The sequence below is a fragment of the Bradyrhizobium arachidis genome (genome assembly GCF_024758505.1).
Classification (GTDB): Bacteria; Pseudomonadota; Alphaproteobacteria; order Rhizobiales; family Xanthobacteraceae; genus Bradyrhizobium; species Bradyrhizobium manausense_C.
Map to the genome: position 1 here is coordinate 4,781,674 of NZ_CP077970.1, position 19,021 is coordinate 4,800,694.

Genomic DNA, 19,021 nt, shown 5'->3' on the forward strand with positions numbered 1-19,021 from the left:
TGACGTAGAGTGCAGGGCGATCACGCCACGAGTCTCGCAGCACCTGCCTTGGTCAAGATCGCGTCCAGGCAATCGACCATCTCGCCGATCTCCACCCGCGTGACGTTGAGCGCGGGCATGAAGCGCAGCGCGTCGGGCTGCGGCGCGTTGAGCAGCACGCCGGCCTCGAACGCCTGGGCGACGATCGCCTGCGCGATCGGTAGCTTGAGGTCGAGCGCGAGCAGAAGGCCGCGGCCGCGCACTTCGCCGAGCCCGTGCCGCGCCGAGACCTTCTGCAACTCGCTCTCAAGCAACAGGCCGGTATCGGCGACGTTCTTCAAAAAGTCCGGCTTGCTCACCTCATCGAGCACGGCATCCCCCGCGGCACACATGATCGGATTGCCGTTGAACGTGCCGCCCTGGTCGCCATGCTCGAAACAGGCGGCCTTCTCGGTCGCCAGCAGAGCCGCGAGCGGCACGCCGCCGCCGATGCCCTTGCCGAGCGTCATGAGGTCGGGCGCGATGGCGGCATGCTCATAGTGGAAAAGCTTTCCGGTCCGGCCCATGCCGGTCTGGATTTCGTCGAAGATCAGGAGCAAGCCGTGCGCCTCGGTGAGCGCGCGCAGTTCTTGCAGGAATTGATCTGTCGCCGGCCACACACCGGATTCACCCTGGATCGGCTCCAGCATCACGGCGACCGTGTTGTCGGTGATCAGCTTCTCGACGGAAGCGATGTCGTTCAACACAGCCTTCTTGAAGCCCGAAACCTTCGGCTCGAACAGCGGCTCGAAGGCTTTCTTGCCCGACGCCGACATGGTCGCGAGCGTGCGGCCGTGAAAGCCGCCGGCGAACGTGATGATCTCGAACGCGCCGCCCTTGTGCAGGCTCCCGTATTTGCGCGCGAGCTTGATCGCGCCCTCATTGGCCTCGGCGCCTGAGTTGGCAAAGAACACCTGGTCGAAGCAGCTCTTCTCGACCAGGGACTGCGCCAGCTTGAGGCTCGGGCCGTTGTAGAAGGCAGGGCTCGGCGTCAGCAGCCGCTTGGCTTGTGCTGCGAGCGCGTCGGCGACGGCCGGCGGCGAATGGCCGAGGCAGTTCACTGCCCAGCCCTGCACGAAGTCGAGATAGCGCTTGCGGCTGTCGTCCCAGAGGTAGGAGCCCGCACCGCGGACGAACACGGCCTTGGGCCGCGCGGTGATGTCCATCAGCGCGGCATACGGATGGGTAGCGTTGGTCATGTCAGACTCCTCATGGGGGCGGGTGAAAAAGGCGCGCGAAAAGCAAGAAGGCCGCACTTTGCGGGTGCGGCCTTCTCGAAAACCTGGCTGAGCGAGTTAATCAGCGCTGGCGTCGGACATGGCGCAACCCATCATCGTCGCGGGTGCGACGACGGAAAGCTGCGCGGCGGTGGGTCCGAGTGAACATCATGGGGCGCGGCCATACAGCCGAATGCCGGGGCTTGTCAAGCGGGAGCTTTCGGCTCGCTACTTGACGCCGTAGCGGGCAAAATCGTCTGCGATGTCGGGCTTGATGGCTTTGGCGGCGGCCATGTCGCTCTCCGCGCCGGCCGTATCGCCCTTCTTCCGCTTGGCGAGCCCGCGGCCGTAGAGGGCGCTTTCGAGCTTCGGCTTGGTCGCGAGCGCTGCGTCATAGTCGCCAAGAGCCGCATCGAGATTGCCGAGCTTGAGATGGCACAGCGCGCGGCTGTCGAGCGTGTCGGGATCGTTGGGCTCCATCTTCAGCGACTGCTCGCAATCGGCCAGCGCGCCCTCGAGCTGGCCGAGGATCGCGCGCGTCATGCAGCGGGAGTTGAAGACGCCGGCATAGCTCGGATTGGCCTTGATCGAGCGATCGTAATCCTCCAGCGCGCGGACGTAGTCACGCTCGTCGAAATACATGTTGGCGCGGGCATAGGCGTCGCGATCATTGTTCGGGTTGAGCGCGATCGACTTTGCGAAATCGGCGAAGGCGCGCGTCCGATCGCCCTTGTCGCGGTAGACACGCGCGCGGTTGCCGTAGGCGGGGCCATAGGTGGGGTCGAGCTTGATCGAGGCGTCGAAATCGGCGAGCGCGCGATCGGCATCTTTGTGCTCGCGATAGGCGGTGCCACGGTTGTAATAGGCGAGCGCGAATTTCGGGTCGAGCCTGATGGCCTGGCTGTAATCGGCCATCGCGCGCTCGTAATCGTTCTTGCCGATGTAGGAATTGCCGCGGTTGTTGAAGTACTGCGCATCAGTGGGATCGAGCCGGATGGCACGGTCGTAGTCGGCGATGGCATGGTCGCGGTCGCCGAGATCGTCATAGGCGATGCCGCGGTTGTACCAGGCCAATGCGTCCTTCGGATTGAGGTCCAACGCGCGGCTGAGGTCGTCGATGGCGCGTTGAAGATTGCCCTTGCGCCGCCAGGCTTCGCCGCGATTGGTGAGGGCGAGCTGGGTGGAACTCCGCGACGGGTTCGACTGCAGCACGGCCGTGCAGCCCGCGATGCGCTGATCCTCGGTCACCCCTCTCGCGGCAAAACACCAGTCGCGCGCCTGGGAGGGCGACGTCTGCGCCGGCAGGCTGGTGCTGAGCAGAGGGAAGGTGAGCAGTCCGAAGACGATAGCCAAAGCGTTCAGGCGTCCGCGGGCCCTGAGATAGGTATGCATTGCTTGCGCGCCTCGCGCCGAACCGTTGTCGGCCTCGCGTGTTTGTACCGTCGAGGCGTGGATCGGTTCGAACCGGCAAGGCCCGTTGCGCGACCAAGACACGAGAGAATTTTCGGCAGGGGCGCCAGTGTCCGATCAACCCTATCACATCGATATCGACAGCATTCGCAGGGCGTTTCCGCCGGGCACCGAGGTGCCGCCGCTGCTGCTCGGCTTTGCCGGCTGGCTCGAGGGGCGTCCCTGGGGCAGCGTCGGCTGCTACGGCCTCATGGGACAATTTGCCGACGGCGCGCCGATCGTCGACGGTAGCCCGCTGCGCGACAAGTTCGCACTGTTCATGCGGTTGCCTGAAGGGTCTGAAGTCGGCGTCTGGTACGGCGCCGGCCCCGATCAGACCGATGCGCCGGTCGTGGTGCTGGGTTCAGAAGGGCAGTACGACATTCTCGCACCGTCGATCGCGGGCCTGCTTGCCAAGATCGCGTTGCAGAGGTTCGAGGACGTCTGGAGTGATTTTCTGCCGCACGAGGACGCAGACGACGCGACCGACGAATTGGCGAATTGGCTGAAGATCCGCCTCGGCACGGACGATCTCGAAGCCTTGATGCAGAGCGTGCCCGAAGCGCCCGACTTCCGCCGCTGGATGGAAAAATGGTGCCGCGACCGCGAGGACTACTGGTCAAACCATCCGATGATGGCCGAGCTCGGTTGGCGGCTGGCCGCGCATCTGCCCAAGGGCAAGAACCCCTGGGACAAGACGCATTTCGAAATCGCGATCGTAGGCAGCCAGTTTCAGGCGCGCGTGCTTCGCCGCGGCCGGCAGCCGGTCGAGGAGGCCGGCAAGATCGAGCCGCTGCTGCGCGAGTTGCGCGACGACATGCGCCGCGCCCAGCCGCATCTCGGACTCTGGTACTCGATGGCGTTCGGGCTCTACGCCGACGGCCGCGTCGTGCCGAGCTTCGACTACGACACCCGTCCCATGATCGGCGAGGCGCCGGCGGAGCTGTCCGAAGCGCGGGCCGATCTCGCCCGCGCGCCGCGACCGGAGCAATGGGTGCCGGCGTGGCTGGCGTCGGCACAAGCTGGATGAAAACTCAGAACCCCGCGACGCTGCCGTGCAGGTCGTAAGCGTCGGCGCGTTCGATCTTTGCGGTGACGATCTCGCCGACCCGCAGGGGACGCCGGCTTGAGAGATAGACGGCGCCGTCGATCTCCGGCGCGTCGGCTTTGGAGCGGCCTTTTGCAACGGTCGGGCCGACCTCGTCGATGATGATCTGCTGGCGGGTGCCGACCTTGCGCTTGAGCCGGCGCGCAGAGATCTTCTGCTGCCGCGCCATCAGCGCATTGTAACGCTCCTGCTTCACCTCATCGGGCACGGCGCCAGGAAGCGCGTTCGACGTGGCGCCGGCGACCGGCTCGTATTTGAAGCAACCGACGCGATCGATCTCGGCCTCGTCCAGCCAGTCCAGCAGATAGGCAAAATCTGAATCGGTCTCGCCGGGAAAGCCGACGATGAAGGTCGAGCGTAGTGCCAGATCCGGGCACTCCTCGCGCCAGCGCTTGATCCGCGCCAGCGTCTTGTCCTGCGCCGCCGGCCGCTTCATGGCCTTCAGCACCTCGGGGCTCGCATGCTGGAACGGGATGTCGAGATAGGGCAGCACCTTACCCTCGGTCATGAGTGCGATGACCTCGTCGACATGCGGGTAGGGGTAGACATATTGCAGGCGGACCCAGGCCCCGAACTCGCCGAGCTCCTTCGCCAGATCGAGGAATTTTGCGCGGACCTGGCGGTCCTTCCACGGGCTCTCGGCATATTTCACGTCGACGCCGTAGGCCGAGGTGTCCTGCGAGATGACCAGCAGCTCCTTGACGCCGGCGCCGACCAGGCGCTCGGCCTCGCGTAGCACGTCATTGGCCGGCCGCGACACCAGGTCGCCGCGCAGTTTTGGGATGATGCAGAAGCTGCAGCGGTTGTTGCAGCCTTCTGAGATCTTCAAATAGGCATAGTGGCGCGGCGTCAGCTTGATGCCCTGCGGCGGCACCAGGTCGAGATGCGGATTGTGCGCCGGCGGCAGCGCCCGGTGCACGGCGTCCAGCACCGACTCATATTGCTGCGGGCCCGTGATCGAGAGCACGCCGGGATAGGCCTGCTCGATCTGCTCGGGCTCGGCGCCCATGCAGCCGGTGACGATCACCTTGCCGTTCTCGGCCATGGCGTCGCCGATCGCCGAGAGCGATTCCTGCTTGGCGCTGTCGAGGAAGCCACAGGTGTTAACGATGACGATGTCGGCCCCGTCGTGCTTGCGGGCAAGCTCGTAGCCTTCGGCGCGCAGCCGTGTGATGATGCGCTCGGAGTCGACCAATGCCTTGGGACACCCGAGTGATGTGAATGAAATGCGGGGCGCTCTGTCCATGGTATCGCCTGGAGCCTAGATCTGAATTGTCCGGATTTAGCGATCCAACTAATTGAACCGATGGCGAAATTCAACAACTAACCTATGCGGTGCGATGCTAAAGCAGCACGCGCGCGCACATGACGTGATCGGCCGGTCGCAAGGGAGGTATGGACAGGCTCCTGATGTGGGAAGCCGGTTCCGATCGTGTGAGTGGAGGAGCCGAGATGAATTACTCCAATGTGCACGTTTTTTGACGTTATTCCGTCCTTGCTTGATTTCACGGAGCTAAACTGCGATGCGCCGCTTCATCTTCGGCATGGCTTTCGTTACCGCTGCCTGCGGCGCGATGTTTCCGGTGCGGGCTGAAGTCGACAAGATCATCCATGTCTGCGATCGGCAAGAACGAATGTGTCCGGAATTCAGGCCACGCGTGAAGGCACCCGATGGGTGGACGAGGGACGAGGCCGCGAGCCTCAAGTACGGCGCCTCGATGTTCGTGCCCAACGGGAAGAGTTTCGGCAAAGCCGAAGTGATCATCTATGCCGAAGGCCGCTACAACAAGGATCGGACCGAATTGGTTCAATGGGTCGCAACGAGCGATAGGGATTGGGCGACGACATCCGGCAAGAATGCCAAGATCACCACGCTTCCCTCGGTGAACCCCAAGGTCATTATCAACCGCTACGACAATCCGTCCCTGAAGGACCAGCCGATTGAAGTGATCGCGCATTACGCCGATCTCGACAAGGACGGCAATTCCTACGTCGTGCGGCTGGCGGTCTCCGGCCTCAACGAAATGGCGGTGCTGGCCGCCGTGCCACTTCTCGACAAAATGATCGCTGGCGCGAGGATTCCGTGAGAGCGTAAGCCCGGATGACAACTGCCGTCGGGCGGGACTAGGCGGCTTTGAAAGTTTACATTCGTTGTCTCAGGGGCATCCGAGCGAAACGAAGCTGACCTTGGGCGCAGCCGCCTCATTCATATGCAAATCTGCCTGATTGACCGCTTGCAGCTAGTCCCAATTGCTCACAATTACAACCCTTTGCATGGGCGCCGAGCGTGCTATGGATGCGTTTGCGGTGGTGGGTTGAAGCAATGAGCGCCGAACAGTCGCCTAAAATCGTGATTGTCGACGAAAGCCCGGTCCGGGCCGCAATCCTTGAGGAGGGCTTGCGCGAGGCCGGCTTCACACAGGTCGTGCATATCAGCGAGATGCAGAGCCTCTTGGCGCGCATCTACTCGGTCGACCCCGACATCATCCTGATCGACCTCGAAAACCCCAGCCGCGACGTGCTTGAAGCCATGTTCCAGGTCAGCCGCGCGGTGCGCCGTCCGATCGCGATGTTCGTCGACCAGAGCGATTCCGCCTCGATCCAGGCTTCCGTGGAGGCGGGGGTGTCCGCTTACATCGTGGACGGGTTGAAGAAGGAGCGGATCAAGCCGATCCTCGACCTCTGCGTGTCCCGGTTCAACGCCTTCGCGAAACTCCAGGAGGAACTGGAGCGGACCAAGTCGCAGCTCGAGGACCGCAAGGTGATCGAGCGGGCCAAGGGTATCCTGATGAAGATGAAGGGCCTCAACGAGGACGAGGCCTACGTGCTGCTGCGCTCCACGGCGATGCGCGAAAAGAAGAAAATCGGCGAGATCGCGCAGTCGATCATCACCGCATCGGAGATGCTGAAATGACTGGACCGCTGCGCATCGGCTTCATCCCGCTGGTGGACGCCGCCGCCCTGATCGTGGCCGTCGACAAGGGATTTACGAGCGCCGAGGGGCTCGACGTCACGCTGGTGCGCGAGGTCTCCTGGTCCAATGTGCGGGACAAACTCAACATCGGCCTGTTCGATGCTGCGCATCTGCTGGCCCCGGTCGCGATCGCGTCCTCGCTCGGGCTCGGCCACGTCAAGGTGCCGATCGCAGCCCCCTTCAATCTCGGCATCAACGGTAACGCGATTACGGTATCGCCGGCGCTCCATGCGGCTTTGATGGAGGAGATCGAAGGCGGCGATCGTTTCGATCCGATGGTCACCGCCAAGGCACTGGCGCGCGTCGTCACCAAGCGGAAGCGGGCGGGGGCCGAGCCATTGACCTTCGGCATGACCTTCCCGTTCTCGACCCACAATTACCAACTGCGGTTCTGGATGGCGGCCGCCGGCGTCGATCCCGACGAGGACGTGCGTCTGGTCGTGCTGCCGCCGCCCTACATGGTGGACAGCCTCGCTAGCGGCCATGTCGATGCGTTCTGCGTCGGCGCGCCCTGGAACTCCGTTGCCGTCGATCTCGGCATCGGCCACATCCTGCACTTCGTCTCCGACATCCTCGTTCGTGCGGCGGAGAAGGTGCTGGCGGTGCGCCAGATCTGGGCAGACAAGAATCCGGAGACCGTCGCGGCCCTCGTCCGTGCCGCGGTGAAAGCCGCCGAATTCATCGAGCAGCCGGAGAACCGGGCCGAGGCCGCGCGCATCCTGGCGCAGCCCGAGCGGATCGGCGTCGATGCCGAGGTGATCCAACGCACCCTCGACGGGCGGCTGAAGATCTCACCCGATGGCGCCCTGCGCGAAAGCGGCCGCTACCTCCTGGTCGGGCGCGAGGAGGCGGGCTGCCCCGATCCGGTTCAGGCCGCCTGGCTCTATGCGCAGATGGTCCGCTGGGGGCAGACCGCGCTGAGCCCGGAGGCCCTGAAGACCGCCATGGGCGTGTTCCGGCCCGATCTCTACGACGCGGCGGTAGGGCGGTCGGGCCAAAGCGGGCAGGCGGCCGGCGGCTCCTTCAGCGCCTTTACCGGGCCGGCCTTCAATCCCGCCGATGTCGCGGGCTATCTGGCCTCGTTCGAGGTGGCGCGCCGGGGCCGGTAGCTCTCCGCGAGGCTGACTAAAATCTGAGCAATCCGATTCGAAGCTCAATCTTTGGGCCGTTGCTGCCCTAAGCGGCATGAATTTTGATCCACTTCATGCGCTGCACACAAATCTAACGCGCTGATCATAAACGATTTATTCGTCTATGCTGCGTTGGCACACTCCTTGAATAGAGAAGGGACAGGCAGGCTGGCGCGGACGCCGGTGGCCGCATCCATGATGGATTTTCCGCAGCAACGAGGCTGATCGGATCGCATCGGACCCATTTTCGCGGGCGCCCGGCGATCGACGTCCGTTCACCTGTTGTCGCCGCCCTGCGCGGTAGCTGGAGCTTCGAAATGGATTACCAAAACCCCTCCCACGCTGCGGCTTCGACGGTCCGCCAGACGGGCCGCACGCGTCGACGGGCGGCGACCTCCAGCACGTTGCGGGTGTGCTGATCATGAAGATGGAAGCAAGTCCCGCAGCAGACTTCTCGGACGAGCAGAAGCGTTATCTCGAAGGGTTCATGTCCGGCATGCAGGTCGGCCGGGTCGGCCGTGCCTTTGCCGCCGGCGGGCCTGCCACTGCATCGTCCGAGCCGACGGGGCCCGACGCCATCCACCTCAAGGCGCAGGACAAGACCACCGCGGCGGGCAAGAAGCTCGTCGACCAGGAGAAGTTCAAGCGTGAGCTGCATCCCTTCGACGCCTATGAGCGGCTGAAGGACCAGGCGCACAACAACGCCGCGCCGTCGCCGGCCGACAATTTCCGCTGGCGCTATTACGGCATCTTCTGGGTGGCGCCGGCGCAGACCTCCTACATGGCGCGCCTGCGCATTCCCAACGGCATATTGAAGCACTGGCAGTTGTCGGGCCTCGCCGACATCGCGGAGACCTGCGGCGGCGGCTACACCCACGTTACGACGCGTGCCAACTTCCAGATCCGCGAGATCGAGCCGAAGAACGCGGTGGCGTTGATCGAAGGCGTGCAGGATATCGGCTTGTGCTCGCGCGGCTCCGGCGCCGACAACATCCGCAACGTCACGGGCACGCCGACGGCCGGCATCGACCCGCAGGAGCTCATCGACACGCGGCCTTACGCCCGCGAGTGGCACTATCACATCCTCAACGACCGCTCGCTCTACGGCCTGCCGCGCAAGTTCAACGTCGCCTTCGACGGCGCCGGCAAGATCGCAGCGCTCGAGGAGACCAATGACATCGCCTTCACCGCGTTCGAGGTGAAGGACGGTTTTGGCGTCGAGCCCGGCGTCTGGTTCCGCCTCGGCCTCGGCGGCATCACGGGGCACAGGGATTTTGCAAAATATTCCGGCATCGTTGTGCGGCCAGAGGATGCGACCCGGGTCGCTGACGCCATCGTGCGCGTCTTCATCGATCACGGCGATCGCACCAACCGCAACAAGGCGCGGCTGAAATACGTGCTCGATGCGATGGGGCACGATGGGTTTCTCAAGCTGGTTGAGGAGCGGCTCGCAAAGCCCTTTGCGCGCGTGCCGGAAGAGGCGCTGGCGCCGCGGCCGGCGTCCGACCGTCTCGCTCATATCGGCGTGCACAAGCAGAAGCAGGCCGGTCTCAACTGGATCGGCGTTTCGCTGCCGCTCGGCAAGCTCACCTGCGAGCAGATGCGAGGGCTCGCGAAGATCGCGCAGGACTTCGGCGACGGCGACATCCGCCTGACCGTCTGGCAGAACCTTCTGATCTCCGGCGTGCGCGACGAGAACGTGGCACTGGTGACCGCTGCGATCGAGCAGCTTGGGCTTGCGACCTCGGCCTCGAACGTCCGCGCCGGCTTGATCGCCTGCACCGGCAATGCCGGCTGCAAGTTCGCGGCGTCCGACACCAAGCTCCATGCGGCCGCGATCGGCGACTGGGTCGATGCGCGGATGACGGTCGACACCCCACTCAACATCCACCTGACCGGCTGCCATCACTCCTGTGCCCAGCACTACATTTCCGACATCGGCCTGATCGCGGCCAAGGTGCCCGGTGCGACCGAGGAAGACACGGTCGAGGGCTATCACCTCTTCACCGGTGGCGGCTTTGGTCCCGACGCCAACATCGGCCAGGAGGTCTATCGCGACCTGAAGGCCGAGGATGCGCCGCAGTTCGTCGAGAAGCTGCTCAAGGCCTATCTCGCCCACCGCGCCTCGCCCGAAGAGTCCTTCCTCGCCTTCTCCCGTCGCCACGAAGGCGAAGCCTTGCGCAAACTCGCTGAAGCGGAAGTCACAGCATGACCAAGATGACGCTGCCACCGAAGATCGAGATCATCCCGGCCAACGCGCCCTTCAGCGAAGGCCAGCGTCTCTGGCTGAACGGATTTCTCGTCGGCATGCTCGGCCTCGACGGCTCGACGCCGCTGTCGCCGGCCCAGAACGGCGCCATGCTCGCCGAAGTCGGCGACGGCGATGACGGCGAAGCGCCATGGCACGATCCGGCGATGGAGATGCCCGATCGCATGAAGCTCGCCGAGGGCCGGCCGCTCCGCCGCCGCATGATGGCGGCGATGGCGCAGCAGGATTGCGGCCAGTGCGGCTACAATTGCGCCGACTATTCCGACGCCATCGCCAACAAGAGCGAGGCGCGGCTCAATCTCTGCGCGCCCGGCGGCAAGGAAACCGCGCGGATGTTGAAGCAGCTCTATGAGGAGCTAGACAAGGCGCCCGCGGCCAAGCCGGCGGCAGGTGCCGCTGCGCCCGCAGCAGTTGCCGCGCCGGCCGTGAAGACCGAGCCGGGCCGCGCCCGCGAGACCCCGGCGGACGCCACGTTCCTGTCGCGCCGTCTTCTGAACAAGCAGGGATCGGAAAAGGAGACCTATCACATCGAGTTCGACCTCTCCGAGAGTGGACTCGACTATGTCGTCGGCGATAGCTTCGGCGTGTTCGCGCGCAACGACCTCGGCCTCGTCGATCAGATCATCGCACTGTTAGGTGCCTCCCACACCACCAAGGTCAACGGCAAGACGCTGCGCGAGGCGCTGACCGAGGACGTGTCGCTGTCGCCGGCGCCCGACAAGCTGTTCGAGCTGATCTCGTTCATCACCGGCGGCGCGCAGCGCGAGAAGGCGCGGGCGCTGGCGCAGGGCGAGGATCCCGATGGCGATGCCGCGACGCTCGACGTCATGGCGGCGCTGCAAAAATTCTATGGCATCCGTCCGCATCCGGAAGCGTTCGTGGAGGCGCTGGAGCCGCTCCAGCCCAGGCTCTACTCGATCTCGTCCTCGCACAATGCGACGCCGGGCAAGCTGTCGCTCACCGTCGATTCCGTGCGCTACGTCATCGGCAAACGGCAGCGCCTCGGCGTGGCCTCGACCTTCCTCGGCGAGCGCATCGCGGAAGGCGAGAAGCTGAAGGTCTACGTGCAGAAGGCCCATGGCTTCGGCCTGCCTGAGGATCCGAAGACGCCGGTCATCATGATCGGTCCGGGCACCGGCGTCGCGCCGTTCCGCGCTTTCCTGCTCGACCGCAAGGCGACCGGCGCGCCCGGCAAGAACTGGCTGTTCTTCGGCCATCAGCGCAGTGACTGCGATTTCTTCTATCGCGAGGAGCTCAATGCCCTGAAGACGTCAGGTCTCCTGACCCGTCTGTCGCTGGCCTGGTCGCGTGACGGAGAGAAGAAGTTTTATGTGCAGGACCGCATGCGCGAGCTCGGCCGCGAGCTCTGGACCTGGCTCGCCGAGGGCGCCCATATCTACATCTGCGGCGATGCCAAGCGCATGGCCAAGGACGTCGAACGTGCCATGGTCGATATCGTGGCGCAGTTCGGCGCGCGCTCGACCGACGAGGCGGTCGCCTTCGTGGCCGATCTCAAGAAAAAGGGCAGGTTCCAGGCGGACGTTTATTAAAGCCTTGGAATAGGTTCCAGTCGGTTCCAAATTGAGCGAATAAAATTCCCGGAACCCGGTTTCCGAAGAAACTTTCCTCTGCGATGGGAGTTCTGGACAGCGCCCCCATCGCTATTTCTGCGGGTGTCTTGCCTGCGTGCGCACTTGATCCTTCATATCCCGTCGATGGGGCGTTGGAGATCGACCATGCGCGAACTATCGGCGGAAGCCAGACTGCATCTTTATGCGCGTTCGCTCTCCCGGCGAACCGGGGCGAACCTGCATCTCGTTGCGTTCTACAGCGCCTTCGCGGTGATCGCCGCGATCGTATTCGGCACCTTGTCCGTGCGGCCCTTCTAAGCCCATTCCGTTCCGACGGAATCGGAACGGTTTTTTTGACGCGTTTTCGTTACGCGAACCGGCAATCACTTCGCTCGAAAACGCTATGCTTGCGGCGGTTCACGCCGCAGGCTCCAGCAGCATCATCCCGGTCGCCGTGTTCGAGATCGGGATGTGGTAGTTCGCATGCTGCTTGCGCACCTTCTCCGGCAGCATGCCGCGCGCCACCACCCAATTCAGCAATTCGACGCCTTGCGTGCCCGAGAGCTCAACCAGCTCGAGGGTCGAGTATTTGGTCGCCCATGCCGGGTTCGAGACCATGCTCTCCATGAACTGCAGATCGAACTCCTTGTTGATGAAGCCAGCGCGCTCGCCGTCGAGTTGGTGCGACAGCCCGCCGGTGCCCATCACCACCACGCGCTCGTCCTTCGGCCAGGACGCGATCGCGCGCGCCAGCGCCTTGCCGAGCTTGTAGCAGCGTGCGGCCGAGGGTAGCGGCGCCTGCACGGTGTTGACCACGACGGGGACGGTACGCACCGGCCATTTCTGGTCGGGCCAGCACAGCGCCATCGGCAGCGTGAAGGCATGGTCGACCGTCATCTCCTGGCAACTCACGATATCGAACTCTTCCGCGACGAGCTGCTCGATGAGATGCCACGACAATTCCGGATCGCCCTGGAACGGCTGCGTGGTGGGGATGCCCCAGCCTTCGTCGGCGTTGCGATATTCGCGTGCCGCGCCGATCGCGAAGGTTGGCATCTTGTCGAGGAAGAAATTGAGCCCGTGGTCGTTGTAGACGAGCACGACCACATCGGGCCTGACCTTGGCAAGCCAGTCGCGCACCGGCGGGAAGCCGTCGAAGAAGGGTTTCCAGTAGGGATCCTGCTGCAGGCCCTTGGCGATCGCGCCGCCGATGGAGGGGACATGCGAGGTGGTGATTGCGCCGACGATCTTGGCCATGATTACCTCGCTGCCGCCTGGAGTTTTGCCTTGAACTGATCCTTGGTCATGCCGGTCTGCTGGGCCCCGATGTCCTGCATGTCGAGGCCGAAAATGCCGGCAAACTTTGCGAGGTAGTAGGCGTTGCCGCCAGCCTCAATAAGCTGCAGCACGTTGCGGCTGCGGATCGCCTCGCGCTGCTGCGGGTTGAGGCCGAATTTGGCGCAATAGGCGTCTTCGTCGGCGACGAAGGCCTTGCGGTTGGCGGCGTCGTTGAACGAGTAGCACATCTTGTTCAGCGCATAGCCTTTGCGGGCCTGCTCGCCGTCGAAGATGGTGGTACCCGGCACCGGCTGCCGCGACTTGCCGTTGGGCATGGCGTTCTCCCTAAATTGGATGGACCGGCGCGATTTGTTCCAGATCAAGTCCGGCGCCGGCCGAGGGAGGCAATATCCAGCATGGCGCGCCAAGATAAACGCCGGGAAGCCGATCGCATTCATGAGCCAATTCGATCATTTGGACCTCGACGGCCACCTGCTGCGGCTGCTGCTGGCTGTCATCGAGGAGGGCTCGGTCACGCATGCCGCCCATCGCCTCGGCGTCACCCAGTCCGCCGTCAGCCATCTGCTCGACAAGCTGCGCGCGATCGTCGGCGATCCATTGTTCGTAAAGTCGGGGAGGGGCATCGTGCCGACCGTGCGCGCCCAGGCGCTTGCGGTTCAGGCACGAATGCTGCTCGACGAGCTCCGCAGTTTTTCGAGCGCGGTCGAGTTCGAGCCGGCAAAACTCTCGGCGCTGGTGACGATCGCCGCCAACGACCTGCAGCGCGACCTGCTGCTGCCGTCCTTCCTGCGCTATGTCCGCGCGCAGGCGCCGGGCCTGACGCTGCGGGTCATTCCGTCAGGCGCACCAACGGCGGAGCTGCTGCGCGGCGAGCATTGCCAGCTCGCCATCACGCCCCGGCCGCCCGATGCCTCGGACGTGCTCCAGAAGCGGCTGTTTGAGGACACCTACCGCGTGTTCTACGATGCGAGCCAGCGCAACGCGCCTGTCACGATCGAGGATTATCTCGCCGCCGAGCATGTCACCGTGCTGCACGAGCCGCACCGTCCGCTCGATATCGACGAAGTGCTGGCCGAGCGCGGCGTGCGGCGGCGCTTCGTCGCCCAGGTGCCGGGCTTTGCCGGTATCGGACCGTTTTTGCGCGGCAGCACCATGGTCGCGACGCTGCCGGGGCTGTTGCGCGCGCATATGCTGCGCGATTTTGCGGTCGCGCCCGTGCCCTTCGAATGTCCGAAAATGCCGATGTTCATGGTCTGGCATCTGCGCCACCAGGCCGATCCGATGCATCGCTGGCTGCGCCAGCAGCTCGAGATCGTGATTGCGCCGGCGCTCGCGACAAGGCCCGGAAAGGCGGATCGCGCCTTTCCGGGCCTCAATACGTCGCAGATGTCGAACGCGATATAGGCTTAACCAGCGAGCTGCCGATCGAGGTCGTGCAGCACCTGGTAACAGGGGAGCACTTGCGCGACGCTCGAATTCGGCTCGCGGCCCTCTTGGATCGCGGCGAAGAATTCGCGGTCCTGGAGCTCGATGCCGTTCATGGAGACGTCGACCTTGGAGACGTCGATCTTCTCTTCCTTGCCGTTCACGAGGTCGTCGTAGCGGGCGATATAGGTGCCGGTGTCCCCAATGTAGCGGAAGAAGGTTCCGAGCGGCCCGTCATTGTTGAAGGATAGGCTCAGCGTGCAGATCGCGCCGTTAGCCGCCTTGAGCTGGATCGACATGTCCATGGCGATGCCGAGCGCGGGATGGATCGGCCCCTGCACCGCATTTGCCTTCACGATCGGCGAGCGCGCCTGGTAGGCGAACAGGTCGACGGTGTGGGCGGCGTGATGCCAGAGCAGATGGTCGGTCCAGCTCCGCAGCTGTCCCAGCGCGTTCATATTGGTGCGGCGGAAGAAGTAGGTCTGCACGTCCATCTGCTGGATGTTGAACTCACCCGCCTCAATCTTCTTGCGCACCCATTGATGGCTCGGATTGAAGCGGCGGGTGTGGCCGCACATCGCGGTCAGCCCGGTCTTCTTCTGCAGGTCCACGACCGCCTGCGCATCGGCCAGCGAATCCGCCAGCGGAATCTCGACCTGCACATGCTTGCCGGCCTTCATGCAGTCGATCGCCTGCGCCGCATGCATCTGGGTCGGGGTGCAGAGGATGACGGCATCGACCTCCTTCAGCGCAAGGCTGTCGGCGAGTTCGGTCGAGACGTGCTTGATGCCGTATTTGTCGGCGATCTCCTTGGTCGGCTCGAGCCTGCGGCCGACCAGCGACACCACCTCGACGCCATCGATGTTCTTGATGCCGTCGAGATGCTTGATGCCGAACGCGCCGGCGCCGGCCAGCGCCACCTTGATCGTCTTGTTGGCCATATCAGTTGTTCTCCAGGATCAGATGCCCGACGGCCGTGTTGCTCGCCGGCACATGGTAGAAACGGTGAGCGACCGTCGGCTTGGCATCGCTCATGGCGCCGCGCGCGATCAGCCACATCACGAGCTCGATGCCCTCGGAGCCGGCTTCGCGCACATAGTCGAGATGGGGCTTCTTCGACAGCGCGTCGGGATCGTTGATGAGCTGGTCGAGGAAGGCGTTGTCCCATTCGCGGTTGATGAGACCGGCGCGCGGGCCCTGGAGCTGGTGGCTCATGCCGCCGGTGCCCCAGATATGCACGTTGAGCGGCTCCTCATAGGTTTCGATCGCCTTGCGGATCGCCTTGCCGAGCATGTAGCAGCGCCGCCCCGAGGGGACCGGATACTGCACGACGTTGACGGCGAACGGGACGATTGGGCAGGGCCAGGCCTGCGGCTGGCCGCACATCAGGCTGAGCGGCACGGTCATGCCGTGGTCGACGTCCATCTTGTTGACGATGGTGAGGTCGAAATCGTCCTGAATGACCGACTGCGCGATGTGCGCGGCAAGCTGCGGATGGCCGATCACCTTCGGCACCGGCCGCGGTCCCCAGCCTTCGTCGGCCGGCTGGTATTCGGCGGCCGTGCCGATCGCGAAGGTCGGGATCAGGTCCAGGCTGAACGCGGTCGCGTGGTCGTTATAGACCAGGAAGATCACGTCGGGCTTCTTGTCCTTCATCCATTGCTTGGAGAAGTCGTAGCCCTTGAACACCGGCTGCCAGTACGGCTCGCCGGTCTTGCCGAGATCGATCGCCGCTCCCACCGCCGGAATGTGCGAGGTGTAGACGCTTGCGCTGATGTGGGCCATTACTTCTTCTCCCCGGTGTAGCGATTACCCTCGATGGATCGGCCGCCCTTCACCATCATCTCGCGGTACTGTTCTTCGGTCATGCCGGTCATGCTGCCGGCCATCTGCTGAAAGCTCTTGCCGTCGGTCGCGCCGATCTTGGCAAGGAAGTAGATGTTGCCGCCGAGCGCGATGCAGCGGTTGAGGTCGCGATCGAGCACGGCCTGCTTCTGCTCCTCGCTCATCGGCCATTCGTCCAGATAAGCGCGCTCGTTCGCCTTGAAGCGCGTGCGGTTCTCCGCCTTCATCAGCGACATGCAGAACTGATTGAGGTGGTAGCCTTGGCGCGACATGTCGGCATCGAAGATGGTCGTGCCGGGAATGTCCTTGTAGGGTTTGTCGAGTGACATCGGATGATCTCCTCTTTCAGGATTCGTCTGGCCAGTACAACCGCATCGGATTGTCGACCAGGAGCTTGCGCTGCAGCTCGGGCGTGACGGCGATATGCGGGATGAAATCGACCAGAAGGCCGTCGTCCGGCATATGGCCCTTCAGATTGGGATGCGGCCAATCGGTACCCCAGAGCACGCGGTCGGGGAAGGTCTCGACGACACGGCGGGCGAACGGGATCACGTCTTTATAGGGATTCTGCTCGCCGTTGAGCGCCGGCGGCCCTGCGACCGAGAGCCGCTCCGGGCAGCTCACCTTCGACCACACGTTGGGATGTTCCCGCATGAACTTCAGGAACAGCTCGAACTCCGGACCGTCGATCGGCTTGGACACGTCCGGGCGGCCCATGTGATCTACCACGACCGTTGTCGGCAGGGTCGTGAAGAAATCCCAGAGCTCGGGCAGGTCCACGGCTTCGAAATAGATCACCACATGCCAGCCGAGCTTGCTGATCCGCGCTGCGATCTCGTTCAGCTCGTCCTTCGGCGTGAAGTCGACGAGGCGCTTGACGAAGTTGAAGCGGACGCCACGGACGCCGGCCGCGTGCATCGCCTGGAGCTCGGCGTCGCTGACGCTGCGCTTGACGGTCGCAACGCCACGCGCCTTGCCGCCGGAATGGACGAGCGCATCAACCATGGCGCGGTTGTCGGCGCCGTGGCAGGTGGCCTGGACCACGACGTTGCGGGCAAAGCCGAGATGATCGCGCAGCGCGTAGAGCTGCTGCCGCGAGGCATCGCACGGGGTATATTTGCGCTCCGGCGCGTAAGGGTATTCGCCGCCGGGGCCAAACACGTGGCAGTGCGCATCGACCGCGCCCGCCGGCACCTCAAAGCGCGGCTTCGAGGGCCCGGTGTACCAGTCAAGCCAACCCGGGGTTTTCTCGAACGGCCCGGTCACAGGTTTCGACATCAACGCTTCCTTCTAATGTTTCGCACAGCCTGCTGCCGGGTCACGCCGGCTCCATGCCCTGACGCCGCTTAGGCGCTTCCGCCTCGGCCGACGCCAGATAACTAATCAGCTCCCGCGCGCCGGCCTCGTTCGCAGCCTTCGCGCACACCGCGCAGGCAAACAGCGTGACCGACTGGACTTCCGGGGGCAGGGGACCCGCGATTTCGATTCCCGGCACGTCCAAAAACTCGCTCAATTGCTGAAAGCCGAGCTCGGCCTCGCCGCGCGCCACCAGCGTGCCGACTGGGATGCCGGGCGGCGCCTTGACCAGCCGCTCGGCGACGGCCTGATCGATGTTCCATTTCTTGAGCAGATTGAGGACGTGGTTGCCGCTCGGCCCCGTGGAGTAGCCGATCGAGCGTGCCGCCAGCACGGCGGTCTTGAGCGAAGCTTCGCTGGACAGGTCCGGACGCTCGGCCCTTGCGCGGATCGCGACCGCCATGGCCGATCTGGCAAACCCGACGCGGCTGCCTGCCTTCAGGAAGCCGTCCGCCTCGAGCTGCTTCATCGCGTCGTCGGCGAGCACGACGATGTCGAACGGCTCGCCGGCGCGCACGCGCTTGGCCGCATCGACGCCGCCGACGGATTCGATCGCAACCGAATGTCCCGTCTTCTTCTCATAGGCGCCGGTCAGCTCCGCCAGGATCTGACGGGTCGCCATCGAGGAGATGCCGGTTACGCGTGCGGCCATTGTCAGCTCTCAGTCGATATATTTCAGCCCGGCTTTCGCCAGCGGCTCGCGCATCTTGTACATGTCGAGCCCGAGTACGCCGTTCGCGAGCTTTTCGCGCTTGTCGGCCTCGTTGTTCTCGCGCGCTTCGGCCGCATCAGCCGCCTGCTGGGCGACAGCGGCGGGAACGACGACGATGCCGTCCATGTCGGCGACGATCACGTCGCCCGGATTGACGCGGGCGCCAGCGCAGATCACCGGGATGTTCACTGAGCCGAGCGTGGCCTTCACCGTGCCCCGCGCGCTGATCGCGCGAGAAAACACCGGGAACTTCATCTCGGTCAGATCCATGACGTCACGGACGCCGCCGTCGATGATTAGACCCTTGGCGCCGCGGGCGCGGAAGGAGGTTGCGAGCAAGTCGCCGAAGAAGCCGTCGGTGTTCTCGACCGTGCAGGCCGCGACCACGACGTCGCCGGGCTGGATCTGCTCGGCGGCGACATGCAGCATCCAGTTGTCGCCGGGCTGCAGCAGCACTGTGACGGCGGTGCCGCAGATCTGCGCGCCCGGATAGATCGGCCGCATGTAGGGCTGCATCAGCCCGACACGGCCCATCGCCTCGTGGATGGTCGCTACACCGAAGCGAGAAAGCTTTTCGACGGCGGCCTTGTCGGCCCGCGCGATGTTGCGCCGGACAATTCCGAGATCGTTCATCTGAGCGCTCATGTT

The 19,021-nt window shown here is 64.2% G+C and carries 19 protein-coding genes; 8 read left to right on the forward strand and 11 right to left on the reverse strand.

The features are described 5' to 3' along the window. Positions 1-20: 20 nt before the first annotated feature. Entirely contained in the window at positions 21-1,217 is a 1,197-nt protein-coding gene (locus KUF59_RS22080) for an acetylornithine transaminase (protein ID WP_212461056.1), read from the reverse strand. A 246-nt stretch (positions 1,218-1,463) separates the two neighbouring features. After that, a complete protein-coding gene (locus tag KUF59_RS22085; protein ID WP_212461057.1) occupies positions 1,464-2,627 on the reverse strand; it encodes a tetratricopeptide repeat protein in 1,164 nt (387 codons plus the stop codon). Positions 2,628-2,754: 127 nt separating this feature from the next. On the opposite strand from KUF59_RS22085, the gene KUF59_RS22090 reads away from it, so the two are divergent. Further along, the gene (locus KUF59_RS22090) at positions 2,755-3,714 is read left to right on the forward strand and encodes a hypothetical protein (protein ID WP_212461058.1); all 960 of its coding nucleotides are present in this window, start codon (positions 2,755-2,757) and stop codon (positions 3,712-3,714) included. 4 nt (positions 3,715-3,718) lie between these two features. Here the strand turns inward: KUF59_RS22090 and rimO are convergent, their stop codons facing one another. Continuing rightward, positions 3,719-5,038 (reverse strand): 30S ribosomal protein S12 methylthiotransferase RimO, encoded by a 1,320-nt coding sequence (gene rimO, locus KUF59_RS22095; RefSeq protein WP_212461059.1) that lies wholly within the window; start codon positions 5,036-5,038, stop codon positions 3,719-3,721. A 277-nt stretch (positions 5,039-5,315) separates the two neighbouring features. On the opposite strand from rimO, the gene KUF59_RS22100 reads away from it, so the two are divergent. The 6 genes from KUF59_RS22100 to KUF59_RS22125 all read left to right on the forward strand — a co-directional run bounded on the left by KUF59_RS22100 (position 5,316) and on the right by KUF59_RS22125 (position 12,054). Further along, a complete protein-coding gene (locus tag KUF59_RS22100) occupies positions 5,316-5,879 on the forward strand; it encodes a hypothetical protein (protein WP_212461060.1) in 564 nt (187 codons plus the stop codon). A gap of 236 nt (positions 5,880-6,115) precedes the next feature. Beyond that, positions 6,116-6,706, forward strand: a complete 591-nt coding sequence (locus KUF59_RS22105) for an ANTAR domain-containing response regulator (RefSeq protein WP_212461061.1) — start codon at positions 6,116-6,118, stop codon at positions 6,704-6,706. Further along, positions 6,703-7,875: a CmpA/NrtA family ABC transporter substrate-binding protein gene (locus KUF59_RS22110; RefSeq protein WP_212461062.1), complete on the forward strand. Its 1,173-nt coding sequence runs from the start codon at positions 6,703-6,705 to the stop codon at positions 7,873-7,875. The genes KUF59_RS22105 and KUF59_RS22110 overlap by 4 nt, the downstream gene beginning before the upstream one ends. Before the next feature lie 442 nt (positions 7,876-8,317). Beyond that, the gene (locus tag KUF59_RS22115) at positions 8,318-10,108 is read left to right on the forward strand and encodes a NirA family protein (protein WP_212461063.1); all 1,791 of its coding nucleotides are present in this window, start codon (positions 8,318-8,320) and stop codon (positions 10,106-10,108) included. Next, entirely contained in the window at positions 10,105-11,715 is a 1,611-nt protein-coding gene (locus tag KUF59_RS22120) for a sulfite reductase subunit alpha (RefSeq protein ID WP_212461064.1), read from the forward strand. The genes KUF59_RS22115 and KUF59_RS22120 overlap by 4 nt, the downstream gene beginning before the upstream one ends. A gap of 186 nt (positions 11,716-11,901) precedes the next feature. Next, positions 11,902-12,054 (forward strand): hypothetical protein, encoded by a 153-nt coding sequence (locus KUF59_RS22125; protein ID WP_212461065.1) that lies wholly within the window; start codon positions 11,902-11,904, stop codon positions 12,052-12,054. Between the two features lie 99 nt (positions 12,055-12,153). Here the strand turns inward: KUF59_RS22125 and KUF59_RS22130 are convergent, their stop codons facing one another. Further along, the gene (locus KUF59_RS22130) at positions 12,154-12,993 is read right to left on the reverse strand and encodes a class III extradiol dioxygenase family protein (protein ID WP_212461066.1); all 840 of its coding nucleotides are present in this window, start codon (positions 12,991-12,993) and stop codon (positions 12,154-12,156) included. Positions 12,994-12,995: 2 nt separating this feature from the next. Next, the gene (locus tag KUF59_RS22135) at positions 12,996-13,349 is read right to left on the reverse strand and encodes a protocatechuate 4,5-dioxygenase subunit alpha (protein WP_212461067.1); all 354 of its coding nucleotides are present in this window, start codon (positions 13,347-13,349) and stop codon (positions 12,996-12,998) included. Positions 13,350-13,470: 121 nt separating this feature from the next. On the opposite strand from KUF59_RS22135, the gene KUF59_RS22140 reads away from it, so the two are divergent. Further along, positions 13,471-14,439, forward strand: a complete 969-nt coding sequence (locus KUF59_RS22140; protein ID WP_212461068.1) for a LysR family transcriptional regulator — start codon at positions 13,471-13,473, stop codon at positions 14,437-14,439. 2 nt (positions 14,440-14,441) lie between these two features. Here KUF59_RS22140 and KUF59_RS22145 read toward each other — a convergent pair whose 3' ends face one another. From KUF59_RS22145 to ligK, 6 genes are read right to left on the reverse strand one after another with little or no spacing between them, the layout of a single operon-like run. Then, on the reverse strand, positions 14,442-15,401 hold the full coding sequence (locus KUF59_RS22145) for a Gfo/Idh/MocA family oxidoreductase (protein ID WP_258767170.1): 960 nt from the start codon (positions 15,399-15,401) through the stop codon (positions 14,442-14,444). A gap of 1 nt (position 15,402) precedes the next feature. Then, positions 15,403-16,245 (reverse strand): class III extradiol dioxygenase subunit beta, encoded by an 843-nt coding sequence (locus KUF59_RS22150; protein ID WP_212461070.1) that lies wholly within the window; start codon positions 16,243-16,245, stop codon positions 15,403-15,405. After that, positions 16,245-16,634, reverse strand: a complete 390-nt coding sequence (gene ligA, locus KUF59_RS22155; protein WP_212461071.1) for a protocatechuate 4,5-dioxygenase subunit alpha — start codon at positions 16,632-16,634, stop codon at positions 16,245-16,247. Before ligA ends, KUF59_RS22150 begins: the two co-directional genes overlap by 1 nt. Before the next feature lie 16 nt (positions 16,635-16,650). Next, positions 16,651-17,583, reverse strand: a complete 933-nt coding sequence (locus tag KUF59_RS22160; protein ID WP_212461072.1) for an amidohydrolase family protein — start codon at positions 17,581-17,583, stop codon at positions 16,651-16,653. Positions 17,584-17,623: 40 nt separating this feature from the next. Then, positions 17,624-18,313: a substrate-binding domain-containing protein gene (locus KUF59_RS22165; RefSeq protein ID WP_212461073.1), complete on the reverse strand. Its 690-nt coding sequence runs from the start codon at positions 18,311-18,313 to the stop codon at positions 17,624-17,626. A 9-nt stretch (positions 18,314-18,322) separates the two neighbouring features. Then, positions 18,323-19,018 carry a 4-carboxy-4-hydroxy-2-oxoadipate aldolase/oxaloacetate decarboxylase gene (gene ligK, locus KUF59_RS22170; protein ID WP_212461074.1) on the reverse strand — a complete coding sequence of 232 codons (696 nt, stop codon included), beginning with the start codon at positions 19,016-19,018 and terminating at the stop codon, positions 18,323-18,325. Between the last annotated feature and the right edge of the window lie 3 nt (positions 19,019-19,021).

Coding starts and splice junctions, on each gene's coding strand:
- KUF59_RS22080 (WP_212461056.1), bottom strand. CDS start 1,217: ATGACCAACGCTACCCATCCGTATGCCGCGCTGATGGACATCACCGCG.
- KUF59_RS22085 (WP_212461057.1), bottom strand. CDS start 2,627: ATGCATACCTATCTCAGGGCCCGCGGACGCCTGAACGCTTTGGCTATC.
- rimO (WP_212461059.1), bottom strand. CDS start 5,038: ATGGACAGAGCGCCCCGCATTTCATTCACATCACTCGGGTGTCCCAAG.
- KUF59_RS22100 (WP_212461060.1), top strand. CDS start 5,316: ATGCGCCGCTTCATCTTCGGCATGGCTTTCGTTACCGCTGCCTGCGGC.
- KUF59_RS22105 (WP_212461061.1), top strand. CDS start 6,116: ATGAGCGCCGAACAGTCGCCTAAAATCGTGATTGTCGACGAAAGCCCG.
- KUF59_RS22110 (WP_212461062.1), top strand. CDS start 6,703: ATGACTGGACCGCTGCGCATCGGCTTCATCCCGCTGGTGGACGCCGCC.
- KUF59_RS22115 (WP_212461063.1), top strand. CDS start 8,318: ATGAAGATGGAAGCAAGTCCCGCAGCAGACTTCTCGGACGAGCAGAAG.
- KUF59_RS22120 (WP_212461064.1), top strand. CDS start 10,105: ATGACCAAGATGACGCTGCCACCGAAGATCGAGATCATCCCGGCCAAC.
- KUF59_RS22125 (WP_212461065.1), top strand. CDS start 11,902: ATGCGCGAACTATCGGCGGAAGCCAGACTGCATCTTTATGCGCGTTCG.
- KUF59_RS22130 (WP_212461066.1), bottom strand. CDS start 12,993: ATGGCCAAGATCGTCGGCGCAATCACCACCTCGCATGTCCCCTCCATC.
- KUF59_RS22135 (WP_212461067.1), bottom strand. CDS start 13,349: ATGCCCAACGGCAAGTCGCGGCAGCCGGTGCCGGGTACCACCATCTTC.
- KUF59_RS22140 (WP_212461068.1), top strand. CDS start 13,471: ATGAGCCAATTCGATCATTTGGACCTCGACGGCCACCTGCTGCGGCTG.
- KUF59_RS22145 (WP_258767170.1), bottom strand. CDS start 15,401: ATGGCCAACAAGACGATCAAGGTGGCGCTGGCCGGCGCCGGCGCGTTC.
- KUF59_RS22150 (WP_212461070.1), bottom strand. CDS start 16,245: ATGGCCCACATCAGCGCAAGCGTCTACACCTCGCACATTCCGGCGGTG.
- ligA (WP_212461071.1), bottom strand. CDS start 16,634: ATGTCACTCGACAAACCCTACAAGGACATTCCCGGCACGACCATCTTC.
- KUF59_RS22160 (WP_212461072.1), bottom strand. CDS start 17,583: ATGTCGAAACCTGTGACCGGGCCGTTCGAGAAAACCCCGGGTTGGCTT.
- KUF59_RS22165 (WP_212461073.1), bottom strand. CDS start 18,313: ATGGCCGCACGCGTAACCGGCATCTCCTCGATGGCGACCCGTCAGATC.
- ligK (WP_212461074.1), bottom strand. CDS start 19,018: ATGAGCGCTCAGATGAACGATCTCGGAATTGTCCGGCGCAACATCGCG.